General features: G+C 42.2%; 13 protein-coding genes. 3 read left to right on the top strand and 10 right to left on the bottom strand.

Translation table 11 applies throughout. The annotated features are described in order from the left end of the window. Positions 1-118: 118 nt before the first annotated feature. From ybeY to ACM0OY_RS15390, 6 genes are all read right to left on the bottom strand, one after another. Positions 119-646 carry an rRNA maturation RNase YbeY gene (ybeY, locus tag ACM0OY_RS15415; RefSeq protein WP_414569713.1) on the bottom strand — a complete coding sequence of 176 codons (528 nt, stop codon included), beginning with the start codon at positions 644-646 and terminating at the stop codon, positions 119-121. A 38-nt stretch (positions 647-684) separates the two neighbouring features. Further along, the gene (locus ACM0OY_RS15410; RefSeq protein WP_099070512.1) at positions 685-840 is read right to left on the bottom strand and encodes a DUF3285 domain-containing protein; all 156 of its coding nucleotides are present in this window, start codon (positions 838-840) and stop codon (positions 685-687) included. A gap of 170 nt (positions 841-1,010) precedes the next feature. Continuing rightward, positions 1,011-2,133, bottom strand: a protein-coding gene (prfB, locus tag ACM0OY_RS15405; protein WP_414569712.1) for a peptide chain release factor 2 whose coding sequence is annotated in 2 segments (ribosomal slippage) — positions 1,011-2,060 and positions 2,062-2,133 — 1,122 coding nt in all. Because the reading frame shifts where the segments join, the coding sequence is not laid out codon by codon here. A 137-nt stretch (positions 2,134-2,270) separates the two neighbouring features. After that, entirely contained in the window at positions 2,271-2,783 is a 513-nt protein-coding gene (locus ACM0OY_RS15400; protein WP_414569711.1) for a peptide chain release factor-like protein, read from the bottom strand. Between the two features lie 33 nt (positions 2,784-2,816). Then, on the bottom strand, positions 2,817-3,290 hold the full coding sequence (locus ACM0OY_RS15395) for a PCRF domain-containing protein (protein WP_414569740.1): 474 nt from the start codon (positions 3,288-3,290) through the stop codon (positions 2,817-2,819). Positions 3,291-3,521: 231 nt separating this feature from the next. Continuing rightward, the gene (locus tag ACM0OY_RS15390; protein WP_414569709.1) at positions 3,522-4,250 is read right to left on the bottom strand and encodes a Bax inhibitor-1 family protein; all 729 of its coding nucleotides are present in this window, start codon (positions 4,248-4,250) and stop codon (positions 3,522-3,524) included. A gap of 638 nt (positions 4,251-4,888) precedes the next feature. Here ACM0OY_RS15390 and ACM0OY_RS15385 point away from each other — a divergent pair. Next, positions 4,889-5,674 (top strand): RNA polymerase sigma factor SigF, encoded by a 786-nt coding sequence (locus tag ACM0OY_RS15385; RefSeq protein WP_414569708.1) that lies wholly within the window; start codon positions 4,889-4,891, stop codon positions 5,672-5,674. 154 nt (positions 5,675-5,828) lie between these two features. Here the strand turns inward: ACM0OY_RS15385 and bchD are convergent, their stop codons facing one another. Beyond that, complete coding sequence (gene bchD, locus ACM0OY_RS15380; RefSeq protein WP_414569707.1) at positions 5,829-7,850, bottom strand: magnesium chelatase ATPase subunit D; 2,022 nt, start codon at positions 7,848-7,850, stop codon at positions 5,829-5,831. Between the two features lie 267 nt (positions 7,851-8,117). On the opposite strand from bchD, the gene ACM0OY_RS15375 reads away from it, so the two are divergent. Further along, positions 8,118-8,336, top strand: a complete 219-nt coding sequence (locus tag ACM0OY_RS15375; protein ID WP_414569706.1) for a hypothetical protein — start codon at positions 8,118-8,120, stop codon at positions 8,334-8,336. A gap of 373 nt (positions 8,337-8,709) precedes the next feature. Beyond that, on the top strand, positions 8,710-9,330 hold the full coding sequence (locus ACM0OY_RS15370; RefSeq protein WP_414569705.1) for a CP12 domain-containing protein: 621 nt from the start codon (positions 8,710-8,712) through the stop codon (positions 9,328-9,330). A 192-nt stretch (positions 9,331-9,522) separates the two neighbouring features. On the opposite strand, the gene ACM0OY_RS15365 is transcribed toward ACM0OY_RS15370, so the two are convergent. The 3 genes from ACM0OY_RS15365 to ACM0OY_RS15355 all read right to left on the bottom strand — a co-directional run bounded on the left by ACM0OY_RS15365 (position 9,523) and on the right by ACM0OY_RS15355 (position 12,308). Continuing rightward, the gene (locus ACM0OY_RS15365) at positions 9,523-10,638 is read right to left on the bottom strand and encodes an LptF/LptG family permease (RefSeq protein ID WP_414569704.1); all 1,116 of its coding nucleotides are present in this window, start codon (positions 10,636-10,638) and stop codon (positions 9,523-9,525) included. 415 nt (positions 10,639-11,053) lie between these two features. Then, a complete protein-coding gene (lptB, locus tag ACM0OY_RS15360; protein WP_414569703.1) occupies positions 11,054-11,782 on the bottom strand; it encodes an LPS export ABC transporter ATP-binding protein in 729 nt (242 codons plus the stop codon). A 28-nt stretch (positions 11,783-11,810) separates the two neighbouring features. Further along, positions 11,811-12,308 (bottom strand): LptA/OstA family protein, encoded by a 498-nt coding sequence (locus ACM0OY_RS15355; RefSeq protein ID WP_414569702.1) that lies wholly within the window; start codon positions 12,306-12,308, stop codon positions 11,811-11,813. Between the last annotated feature and the right edge of the window lie 516 nt (positions 12,309-12,824).

Below are 12,824 nucleotides of genomic sequence, written 5' to 3'. Positions count from 1 at the left end.
TGGGAATTTTGGCCGATATTTATAGCGTAATTAACTTTGAGTCTATATTTCAGCAATTTTCCATAGAGGTATTATAAAAGTATTACCCAAAATTAACACTAAGGCGTGACTAATTGTGCTAGTCTTTGTCAATAGGAATACCTACTGCATTCAGCAATTTTACTTGCTGTTCTAACATTCGCTCCAAACTTTCTTCGTCAGGATGATCCCATCCCAATAGATGCAACAAACCGTGAGCAGTTAACCAGACCATCTCGGTTGTTAAACTGTGTCCCTGCTGTTGGGCTTGACGTTGTGCGGTATCCACAGACACAATAATATCGCCTAAATATAGTGGTACAGAGGCAAGCATTTCTTCGCTGTGAGGAAAATCTACCTCCAAAGCAGCAAAAGCTAAAACATCTGTGGGCTTATTTTGTTGACGATATTGGGCATTGAGTTCTTGAATTTGCGAGTCATCTGTCAAACGCAGCCCAATCTCATAACCTGGTGCTGGTGGAATATCAGGCTGAAGTATTTCTAACCAGTTATTAAACCACTTCTCCCAAGTTTCAGGAGTAATTTGGGCATAGGTTTCGCCAAGATTTACCGAGTTTGTCAGGGACAACTCGTAAAAATAATCTTCTACATACAATTCAACTCCCAAAGCTACGCACTCTCCTAGTCTGAGTTCACGGTTTTTTGTTAGTGAGTTAGATAGGCAAGGCCAATGAGGACGGCTAAAAGTCCTATAGTTGTTAACGCAAAATGTTTCAGGGAAGTTCCACCCTTACGCACCATATTTCGCATGGCGAGTTTTACGTAGCTGGGTTGAGGTTCTGATGAAGGAGAGTTACTCATAGTTAGTTCGATGGCCGATTCTTCTATTACTGTAACAGTTGGGTCTGCTATGGGATTGCGATCGCCAAAGGCGGGGCGTAGCCCATCGCTGCAATCTCAAAATACTAAAAAAATAATAGGTACTAAGTAATAGTAAAAATAATTACTTAGTACCTATAGCTAATGCCCAATTATGCAGGAGTATTTTCTACTAGTTTATTTTCTTGGCGCAGATAAGCTTGGATGAATGTATCAAGTTCGCCATTCATTACATCTGTAATCCCTGTTGTTTCCGTATTTGTGCGTAAATCTTTCACCATTTGGTAAGGATGAAACACATAGTTACGGATTTGGTTACCCCAAGAGGCTTCCACCATATCGCCACGAATTTGGGCAATTTCTTGGGCGCGTTGTTCTTGGGCAATGACGAGTAGCTTTGCCTTGAGTCGAGCGAGGGCTTTTTCTTTATTTTGCAGCTGCGATCGCTCTTCTGTACAGCGCACTGCAATTCCGGTCGGAAGGTGAACAATTCGCACCGCAGTTTCTACTTTGTTGACGTTTTGCCCACCTTTGCCACCAGAACGAGTTGTGGTGATTTCCAAATCTTTATCAGGAATATCTAGTTGTACAGAGTTATCAATCTGCGGCATTACTTCCACCCCTGCAAAACTGGTTTGTCGCTTGCCGTTGGCATTGAAGGGGGAAATTCGCACTAAGCGATGTGTACCCATTTCTGAACGCAAGTAACCATAAGCATAGCGACCAGTAATTTCTAAGGTTGCCGATTTAATTCCGGCTTCATCACCTTCCGACTCTTCAGCTAAAGTCACCTTGTAGCCGTGAGCTTCGCCCCAACGGGTGTACATCCGCATCAACATAAATGCCCAGTCTTGGGCATCTGTGCCACCAGCACCAGCAGTAATCGTCAGTACAGCACCCTCAGCATCGTATGGGCCAGAAAGTAACTGTTGTAACTCCCACTGATCCAGGTCACGATTTAGTTTAGTGATGGTAGATTCTGCTTCTTGGAGTAGTGCCTCGTCGGTTTCTAACTCCAACAACTCAACAACTGCCTTAGTATCTTCCAGATTGGCGTGCCAGCGATCGTATTGCTCGATGTGGGCTTTTAAGTCGTTGAGTTCTTGTAGTGTTTGTTGGGCTTGGGTTTGATCATCCCAAAATTCTGGCTGAGCAGATATTTGTTCTAGGTCTTGAATTTTAGCTGTCAGTGCAGGTACGTCAAAGATAGTCCTGGGTTTTACCCAGGCGGCTAGACAACGTTTCGATTTCGCGTTTGAGTTCTAAAACTTCCATAGTGCTTGCTGAATCTAGGAATAGAGCGCTTTGGATTTGGAAATTGCTCTTTATTTTACTCGTCTTTATTGATTTTAGCTGTAGTTGGGCAAATTCTCTTGACGCGGCTCAATATAAGTGACAAAAATTACTTGAAACTAACCAGAGGTTCTTTGCTGTTGTATGGAGGCTTTGAGAAACAAATCGATTTCACCCTCCAAAACATCTGTCACAGCAGTTGTTTCAACTTTGGTACGCAGATCCTTTACTTTTTGGTAAGGATGTAAAATATATTCCCGGATGAGCTTTTTGGATAAAGATTCTATTTGTCGGGGTTGAATTTCGTGAAGCTGGACACCCTGAGCTAGAGCGTAGGCGTAGCCCGTCGTAGACATCGCCAACAGTTTACTCTTGATAATAGCTAAACCTTTCTCTTTGTTCTCTATCTGACGGCGCTCTTGGTCGCAAAATACACTAATCCCGGTAGGAATGTGAATCACCCGCACCCATGTTTGTGGACGGTTGACATTGCCTTGTGAGCGTGGCAGAGTAATTTCCAAATCTCTTTCTGGAATCTCAAAGTCCATAGACCGATCCAGAATCGGGCTGACTTCTACAGTGGCTGGCCAAGTATATCGCCTGCCATTGCCACAAACGGGAGAAATCCGCACTATTTTTGTATGAGTTCCTTGTTCTGATTTTAGTCAGCCATAGGCATAACGCCCTCTAATTTCTAGGGCATAACTAATGCTACCTTTATCCGTATCATTAATGTCTAGCGGACATACCTGATGTAGGTGACTTAATCCCCATAAATAGTACATTCGGAACAACATAGATGCCCAATTTTGGGTTTCTATGTCACCAACTTTAGTAGTAATAGTTACTAATGCTCCGGATGAATTGTAAGGATTAGACAATAACTGCCTTATTTCTGGTGTTTCGATTTCTGGTTGAAGTTGAGTTAAGTTAATTTGAATCTCTTGGAGTAATTGTTCGTCAACTGATGATTCCAAAAGTTCTATGGCAGCCTCGATATCTTGTAAAATAGAGAGCGATCGCTGATATTGTTCCTGCCTTCTAGATATCAGGTATTCAATTTTTTTAGATGTCTGATGAGCAGTAGCTGTATTTTCCCAAAAAGCCGTTTTAGCGATTAGCTGATTTAGGTTGTGAATTATTCCAGTTAAATATCGCAGGTCAAAGACAATCCTGTGGTTTGCCCAAGATATTCGACAATCTTTCTACTTCACTTTTGATATTTAAGAGTTCGAGCATAGTTTTGCTCACTTTCATCTCAACTTATCTACATATTCTACTGGGAAACAGATGAAAAAACCGTAGTTGAATTTTTAGCAACCACGGTTTTACTTTAAAAACTTGACTTTTGTACTAGTGCCTACAAACGATTAATCGCGGCCATTTATCGCAATTAGCAACCGCAGGATAAAGACAAACAAATTGATGTAAGTAAGGTACATCGATAAAGCTACAGGCAGATACTGGTCATCGCTGTAAGTGCGGGGCAAGATGTAGAAATCGACAACAGATGCCCCAACAAAAAGGAACACTCCTAAACCGGAAATAGCGATTTCTAACCAATTTGGCGTGTAAACACCAAATAAGGCAAATCCAAATTGGGCAAGACACACAACCACCAAGGCAATGATGCCGAGATTGATGGTTTTCGTCAAAGCCATACCGTCTTGTTCAGATAGATTTGAACCTATTTGACGGGCAGCAATAAATGTGATGCCACAACTGAGTGCAGCTAAACCAATACCTTGAATGCCAACACCTTTTTGTCCCAAAGCGACAAACACCAAGCCACTGAGTGTATACCCAGATAAGAGGCTGTAGGTTGCCAACAAGGGCAATGCAAGCCCCTTGTTACCTTTTTCGGCAACATTTTGGGCAACAAAGAACAGAATTAACTCTACAATGACTGCACCTATGAAAGTGGGAAAGAACAGCTGGGGATTAGTACGGATAACTCCCAGACCGCCGTATGTCCCCAATGCGGTTAGCACAAGACCACCGCCGACGTAAGGAAGGGCTTTGGCAATTACATTTGGGCCGATAAGGGCTTGAGTTTTAGCTTCACGGAAAGCTTGACGAAAGTTGCTGGTATTGCTCATAGTGAGTTTTTTCAGTCAAATGTCCTATTTATTTCCATTGTTACCAATATTTACGGCTAACAGCCAAGGTAAATTGCCTTTGTGCCAACTGTTAAGCTTACGCATTTCTGGCACAGTTCTGCAATTTTGAAGGTTATATCAGCGCCAAGTGTCTTGCCAAAAGTTTGAATCAGACCTGGGAAAAGGTTAAGGGGTAAGGGGTAAAGGATGTATTCAAAACCTTTCCCCTTTTTCCTTTTCCCTTTAACCGAACCGTATTGCTATATCCATACCTAACTAAAAAAATCAGATTGCCCAGTTTCTTTCAGGATTAATCTAGTACCGATCCGCGTTGTACTCAGTATGACAGATGAATATTGGGTCACTAATGCATCTTTCAGCATAAATAGCTAGTTTTTTAGCAAAAGCTAAGGATTACCGGCGATTTAATTGTTACTTGGCACATAAAAATAAGCAGCCAGAGATCGAGTAGCAAAATCATGCGTACATCTACTGAATTGTGGAGTGTGACCCCTGATAAGTTCAGTGAAACGACGATGGCTTATTCAGCCTTGGCTAACGAAAATAATTACAGCCTTGAATAAGATATACGCAACTCCATTTTGTCATGAAATAGGAGTTACAACAAAGGAATTTATATGGCAGCAAGTGAGTCCTCTCTACGAACTGATGGTATAGAATTATTACACTTGTACCACCAGAATCCATCTATAAAACTTCGTAATAAACTTGTACAATTACATACTGGCTTAGTGCGGAAGATGGCTCATAAATTTAGCCATCAATGTAATGAACCTTATGAAGATTTAGAACAAATTGGTTATTTTGGTTTAATTAGAGCGATTGAGCGTTTTGACCCCAGTCAAGGATATGCTTTTAGTTCTTTTGCTGTACCATATATTCGCGGTGAGATGCTGCACTTTCTACGCGATCGCAGTACTCTATTAAAGATTCCTCGTCGTTGGCAAGAACTCTATAACGAAGGACAAAAAATTCGCAAAGAATTGGCTATGTCTTTGGGTCGTGCTCCCAAAGATGCTGAAATTGCTAAAGAACTTCGGGTCTCTCTGCAAGAATGGCAAGAAACCAAGTTAGCTGCTCAAAACCGTTTGCCTTTAAGTTTAGATGCCACCGCAGTTAACTATGTTGATTGCCAAATCACCTTGGGTGAAGCACTTCCTTGCCCTCGTTCTACTGCCCAACAACAACTAGACGAAGAACGGCAACAACTCCAAGGGGCAATCAATATGTTAGAAGAAAAACCCCGAATGGCAGTTGAAATGGTATTTTTGAAGGAACTTTCTCGCAAGGATGCTGCTAAGAATATCGGCACTAGTCCGATGACAGTAACGCGGTATTTACAAAAGGGAATTCAAGATTTAATTTGCTATTTACAACCACAAATTATGCCCACTGGATCGTAGTTATTAGTCAATAGTCAGTAGTTATACCATTTTAGATTTTGGATTGATAATTTATTTCTCTTAAAGAGTTTCGTGAATCCATCTATCTAATTAATTTTTTAGATTGGTATTTAGTAGAAAAGCAACAAACAAGTGACTAATGACTAATGACTAATTATCGAGATTTTAAATCAGCGATCGCACCTCTAGTCATAGCAGCAATGGCTTGATCTGTCGCTTTTGGTAAATGATAATACTTACCTGCTGCTGTTTGGGCTAATTCCTTCGCAAAGCCGGTAGAAACAAATTTACTCTCCGTATCAATTACTAATAGTTGCATCCCCAAAGCACGAATTCTCGCAGCAATTTCGATCAATTCTGCTTTGATATCTGGCTTTTCTCCTGGTTCTAGTTGTTCACCTAAAGAACGCGCCAAAGGAATATTACCCCGTCCATCGGTGATTGCTACAAGGACTACTTGCCCAATATCTCCACTCATTTGGGCATTTAAGCCGACGCGCACAGCTTGGGTTAAACCATGCGCTAAGGGCGAACCGCCACCACAGGGCAATCTTTCCAAGCGGTTACGCGCCAAGGCAATGGAACGCGTTGGCGGCAATAATACTTCCGCCTGTTCTCCACGGAAGGGAATCAAAGCTATTTGGTCGCGGTTTTGATAAGCTTCTGTCAAAAGTTGCATCACTGCGCCTTTTGCCGACTGCATCCGATTTAAGGCCATTGAGCCAGAAGCATCTACTACAAACACGACTAACGCCCCAGCTTTGCGTACCAAGCGTTTCGAGCGAATGTCACCCTGTTCGACAATCACTTTTCTGTCTGGGTGTCGCTCTCGGCGTGCTTTTTGATATGGCGCAGCGGCTCTGAGGGTAGCATCTACGGCAATGCGTCGCACTTTCCCCTTGGGCAACATTGGCTTAATGTAACGTCCTCGGTCATCAGAAAAGATGACGCTGCGACTACCAGATTTCCCCTGCCGCTTCGCCATCTGAGTAAAATAAAGCACACTGTCATCCAAAATTACCCCTTCAGGATCGAAGATGAATTCTTCCGGGATACTGGGGGGTTCTTGCTGTTGATTTTCTTCCTGTTCTTCTTGTTCTTCCTGTTCTGATTCGTCTGGTTCTTCTTGATTTTGAGGTGGGGGTGGCGGCGGTGGCGGTGGTTGTTCTGGTGGCGGTGTTTGCACGACTGTTGCCCGTGGTACAATCACTAATTCCACGGCACGGCGTAAATCTTCGGCATTTACTGTTGTGCGTCCTTCCAAAGCTGCTGCTGCTTTGGCAACTCGCACAGCAAATAACTCGGCGCGATGTCCCTGAACTCCGCCACGAATGGCTTCATTCACCAGGTAGGCGATTTGTTCGTGGGTAATGCAGACATCCTTGAGCCATTCCCGCGCCAGGATAATTTGGGTTTTCAGGGCGTCTAAGTCTTCGTTGTACTGCAAAAGAAACTGTTGCGGAGATTGGGAGTAGGCGATCGCTTGCTCTACTGCTGCTACTCTTTGATCTAAGCCGAGTACACCGTCAGCAGAAAGAGCGATCGCAATTCTATCTAGTAAATGTTCCCTTAATGCTCCCTCTTCTGGGTTATAAGTGGCAATAAATAAGGATTTACACGGATGCTGAAAACTAATCCCTTCCCGCTCAATTTGGTTGCGTCCCTCAGATAATACTGTCAGTAACTGATTTGATATTTGGTCATCTAATAAATTAATTTCATCCACATACAGCACACCTCGGTTGGCTGTAGCGAGTAACCCAGGTTGAAAAATCGTATCACCTTGCTTTACCGACTTTTCCACATCTACAGAACCTAATAGTCGGTCTTCTGTAATACCTAGAGGGATTTGCAAAAAAGGCGCAGGAATGATTTCGACAGGAATATCTTGAATGTCTTTATCTGCATATTCCGCCAAAAGTTGATCGTCCCATTCTTCTGGGTGGTTGGGGTCACAGTTGCTGATTGAGCCTTTGACAACTTCAATGGGCGGTAGTAGAGCGTGGATAGCACGAGCCATCACAGATTTTGCTGTACCGCGACGACCTGCGATCGCCACTCCCCCCAACCCCGGATCGACGGCTGCTAATAGCAAAGCTAATTTAATCGCTTCTTGACCGACTACGGCTGTTAAAGGAAACGCAGTGATAGTAGGGTTGATAGTGGGCGCAGGCATGGTTTGAATGATAGCTAGTCTCGGCCTTTAGCATATCAATTTCTCGCACATTTAAAATAATTATTTATGGGAATTCATGCAGAATTCTAGCCTTGTCACGCCACTACGCGTATTTCAAAATTAAATATGAGTTCTAAATTGGCAAAGCTATCGATCTAAAAAAGTGTAAAAGAGCGAAGATTTAGAACCTCCATTTTAGATAAACTCTAAGTTCTTACCCTATTTTTATAAAAATCCGAGATAGACACAAAAGTTAATACGCAAGCAATGATGTTTAACGAATCCCAAACTGAACTAGCTACTCTGTGGGAAGAACACATACGCCACGAGTTTGTGACTAAAAACACTGAAGATACACTTCAAACGATGGTTGCAGATGCATATGTCAACCATGTTCCTGTTTTGACAGGCGGTGTTGTCAGGAGGCACTCAGAACGTTTTACAGTACTCATTTTATTCCGAAAATGCCGCCAGATACGGAAATAATTCCAATCTCCCGTACGATTGGTACAAATCAAATTAGAGATAGTTGAGGATTTGCTCTTGGTATTTTTGCTCGTAGTAAGTAGTCTATCCCTCGGTCAAGTATAGTTCAAAGTCTGATTTTTAGATTCTTAGAGTTATTGAGAATACTGCTAGATTTTATTTGACAGAATATTATCATTAATTGATGCTGAGTTTTTAAGCATTGGTCACATTCGATAACATCAGGAATTGACAATTGCTCTAAGTTTATTGTTGTAGCTGGGCAAAAATTCAAGCTTTTCACTTTCTAGTTAACAAACTGTGCGCTGCAATGCTTCGCTACGCTTCTAAGGGCACTATGCCGCACTGTACTATTTTCCAGGAGACTACAGCAATGATGAAAGCTGAAGATATCATGACCAAAAACGTAGTTACCATTCGCGGTTCGGCGACTGTTGCTGAAGCGGTGGGGCTGATGAAAGAGAAAAGATTGCGGGCGCTGGTTGTGGATCGTCGCTATGACAATGATGCCTATGGCATTGTCACAGAAACAGATGTTGTCTATAAGGTAATAGCCTACGGTAAAGATCCAAAGGAAGTGCGGGTTTACGAAATTATGAGTAAGCCTTGTATTGTGGTAAACCCCGATTTGGGTGTGGAATATGTAGCAAGATTATTTGCTAATACTGGTATCCATAGAGCGCCTGTGATTCAAGGTAAGCTGTTGGGTATCATCTCAATTACCGACATTTTGACCAAAAGCGACTTTGTGGAAGCGCCAAAAGTCCTACTGTTAGAGGAGAGAATTCAAAAAGCTATTGAACAGGCTCGTGCTATTTGTACTGAACAAGGTGCTTATTCTAAAGCCTGTGCAGCTGCTTGGGATGAGGTAGAAGAACTCCAAGCAGAAGCAGCTCATCAAAAAGCTGAGGGTATGGTGTCAGCTAAAGTTACTTTTGAGAAATATTGTAAGGAAAATCCAGATGCACCAGAATGTCGAAATTATCACCCGTGATTGAGGTGGGTAAAGAAGAGGACGCGGGGAGTAGGAGACGCGGGGACGCGGAGAGTAAGAAGAAATCAACAGTGGCAGACATACGGAGAAATTATCAAATATCCTCTCTGTGTTCTCCTTCCCCGCGTCCCCGTGTCTCCGTGTGCCCGCGTCTGTGCGTCCCCGTATCACCGCGTCTTTGTGTCTCAGGATTTACCGTTTAGCGACTCGCATCAATAAAAATATACCTATTCCTAAAAAAACGAAGTTGGGTAACCAAGCCCCCATAAAGGGAGACAAGACGCCTGCTTGTGCGATCGCACCACTAATAAAGAAAATTAAGTAATAAGAAAAAATAACTATCACGCTAATTCCAAAACTGGTGCCTCTGCCGGTGCGCTGGGGTATGCTTCCCATCGCTGCACCAACTAAGCCAAAAACTACGCACACAAACGGCAAGGAGATTTTTTGTTGAATTCTAACTTCGAGTTTCCGAATTTTTTGGCGATCGCCACCGAGACGTTCCACTTCTAATTGATCGAACCCTTCGGCAATATTCATTTCGTCATAATCCCGGCTTTTTTCTGCCAAACTTAATGCCGTGCGGGGTAGTTGCAGTTGTTGTTGTTCAAATCTGACAATGTTGCGGTAAGAGCGATCGGCTGCGACAAAATAGATAGTGCCGTTATAAAAATCCCAAACATTTTGAGAAGCATTCCACTGGGCGGATTCTGATACTACAATTTGATTCAGACCTTTGGTTGAACGATCTATAATTGTCAAACCCGTCATACGCTTACCATCAAATTGGTCGGCGTAAAACAAGCGTGTCAAGATTCTATTCCTAGAGCCATCTGGCTGTACAACATCCTGGTATTCAGGATAAAAAATATTTTGCTGTTTAAAAGTTGGCTTGTCTGATTTGAGGGCTTTATCCAGAGTCATAGCCGCTTGGTAATTTGCTGCTGGTGCGATTTGTTCATTAAACACAAATGTCATTCCTGTAACCAGAAGACTTAACATCACACCAGTTAGCACCATACGATAAACACTCACCCCACAACCACGTAAGGCTATTAGTTCACTTTCGCTGGAAAGACGACTGTAGGTCATCAAAGTAGCCAGCAGTGTAGACATAGGGAAAGCTAAAACGATAAAGTTGGGAAACTTTAATAAAAAAACCTGAATGGCAATGCCTACAGGCAATCCAGATTCGACAACTTTTCTAACTAGATCGAATACAGCATCAATCGTGACGCCAATTGAAGAGAAAGCTCCGACACCAAAGAAAAACGGTGGCAACAATTCGCTGGCAAGATAACGATCCATAATCGTAAAAGGCAGCAGCGAATATAGATTGTAGAAAGACGTGAGTTTCTTTGATATCATAAGCAACTTCAAAAGTTAAATATTGGCAACCCTGGTAAAGCAAAGCATACAGTAGGAGTCAGAATTAAGAATTCAGAATTCAGGACAAAAACAGGTTTCATATCTGGTTTGAAAGTGTCTAAATTCTGTACTTCCTTAGCTGTATCGTGTTTAGTATCAAAATTCAATTCTCAATAACTAAAAATTAACTAAGAAATTCATACTAAAAAATCAAAAAGTAAACTATTCTTTGAAAATATTAACTAAATACAGTAGTTTGTGATTAGATGAAGTATGGCATCTCAGCCTCAAAACTAGATATGAAGATTTTTTCACCCCTGACTCCTGACTTCTGAATTCTCTTGTAATTTCTAATTTAGACTTGAAAACTATCGCCCAAGTAATATTGGCGCACGAGGGGGTTGTGGTAGAGTTCGTCAGAAGTGCCAAATGCGAGAATTTGTCCCTCACGCATGATGTAACCGCGATCGGTGATGGCGAGAGTTTCACGGACATTATGATCTGTAATTAAAATACCCATACCGCGATCGCGCAATTGAGCTACAATTTGCTGAATTTCTGAGACTGCTATAGGATCGACTCCCGCAAATGGCTCATCCAAAAATAAAAACTTTGGCCCTTCTCGTCCAGCAGCTAAAGACCTTGCTAATTCCGTCCGGCGTCGCTCACCACCAGAAAGTTGAATCCCTTTGCTATTGGCTAATTTTTCCAAGCGAAACTCCCGCAGTAAACTTGTTAGTCGCCTTGACCACTCCCATCGTGGCACATTAGTTTGCTCCAGCACCAATAGAATATTATCTTGTACCGAAAGTTGACGAAAAACACTTGGTTCTTGTGCTAGATAGCCAATACCCAATCGTGCCCTTCTGTGCATTGGCATTCCTGTAATATCGAGATTATCTAGCCAGACTTTTCCTTGATTGGGTTTTTCTAGACCTGTAGCTATGTAAAAAGTCGTCGTTTTACCAGCTCCATTAGGACCCAGCAAACCAACGACTTCCCCTTGAGCAACAGAAAGGTTGACACGATTGACAATTACTCGCTTGTTGTAAGATTTGTGAATATTCTCTAAAACAATTTTCATTGTTGACAGCCTTTCTTAGTAGTAGATGCTAATTAGAACGCTTAAATTCCGGTGTTTGTGGGGGAGGTGTCGCAGTTTGTCCAGCGTTATCTGATTCCTCCACCATGTAGATGGACTCTACCTGACGGTTGGGTTGGGGTAAGGCGACAAATCGCCCTTCATCAATTAAATAGGTTACCTTCTCTGCCCGAATACTGTTACCTCCCTGTTGCAAAATATAGACGTTGCCACTAAAATCAATCCGGCGTTCTTTACTAAAGTACTGTGCTTGGGCGGCTGTTGCCTGAAGCTGGCGAGAAGGATACGACATTTGCACATTGCCACGAGCCGTGATTACTTGAGTTTTGGCGTCATATTCTTGCACATCAGCACGAATAGTCAGAGGGCGATTTTCTCCAGATGTTTGTGCAGTAGCGGTTTGCAGTTGGTTCGGCAAAGCAAAAGTTCCTAAGAGAAAAGCTGGCAGCATTAAGGCTAATCCAATACGGTGCATCTGGGATATGGGCAATTTATAGCAGGGCATCATTGCAATTTAGGGTTGAGAATTTGGGCTTGTGTTTTAATTATCTCAAGTACTCTATCCAGAAATGAAATGTACAATCTGGAGCGATTTACGATAACTACTGGCTGAAATAGTGACGCTACGCCCAACCTCTAGGTTTCACACAACTTTATATAAAATCGACTTTCAAAATTCGGTTATTAAAAAAATTAAATATTCTGCTGATTATTACCGTTATTTTTGTTATTTTCTATCGGTAACACCATTTTGCACAAAGACTAATATACAGTAGATTCCAAGTTAGTAAGGTACACCATCTAGGTCTGGAGAAACTAAGACACGGGGACACGGAGAGTTTTAAATTACAAGTAATTAACCGGACTTGATATTACGCAAAGCTCCGATTATATAGCCCTAGTCGTATCGGTTAGGCAATCTTGATCGCTCAAAGACTTGAAGCAAGTCGGTTTATACTCAGCACTTTGCTATAGTTGGTAGGAATTTTTTATATTTTTATGTATACCAAGCTAAAAAGCGCCT

Source organism: Nostoc sp. CCY 9925, assembly GCF_963920935.1.
Taxonomy (GTDB): Bacteria; Cyanobacteriota; Cyanobacteriia; order Cyanobacteriales; family Nostocaceae; genus Nostoc.
The sequence above is the reverse complement of the archived record's forward strand: the minus strand, read 5'-3'. Positions and strand labels throughout refer to the sequence as shown.

What these genes read in the sequence shown, in the direction of transcription:
- ACM0OY_RS15410 (WP_099070512.1), bottom strand. Translation starts at nt 840, where the DNA reads ATGAGTAACTCTCCTTCATCAGAACCTCAACCCAGCTACGTAAAACTC.
- ACM0OY_RS15390 (WP_414569709.1), bottom strand. Translation starts at nt 4,250, where the DNA reads ATGAGCAATACCAGCAACTTTCGTCAAGCTTTCCGTGAAGCTAAAACT.
- ACM0OY_RS15385 (WP_414569708.1), top strand. Translation starts at nt 4,889, where the DNA reads ATGGCAGCAAGTGAGTCCTCTCTACGAACTGATGGTATAGAATTATTA.
- bchD (WP_414569707.1), bottom strand. Translation starts at nt 7,850, where the DNA reads ATGCCTGCGCCCACTATCAACCCTACTATCACTGCGTTTCCTTTAACA.
- ACM0OY_RS15375 (WP_414569706.1), top strand. Translation starts at nt 8,118, where the DNA reads ATGATGTTTAACGAATCCCAAACTGAACTAGCTACTCTGTGGGAAGAA.
- ACM0OY_RS15370 (WP_414569705.1), top strand. Translation starts at nt 8,710, where the DNA reads ATGATGAAAGCTGAAGATATCATGACCAAAAACGTAGTTACCATTCGC.
- ACM0OY_RS15365 (WP_414569704.1), bottom strand. Translation starts at nt 10,638, where the DNA reads ATGGATCGTTATCTTGCCAGCGAATTGTTGCCACCGTTTTTCTTTGGT.
- lptB (WP_414569703.1), bottom strand. Translation starts at nt 11,782, where the DNA reads ATGAAAATTGTTTTAGAGAATATTCACAAATCTTACAACAAGCGAGTA.
- ACM0OY_RS15355 (WP_414569702.1), bottom strand. Translation starts at nt 12,308, where the DNA reads ATGATGCCCTGCTATAAATTGCCCATATCCCAGATGCACCGTATTGGA.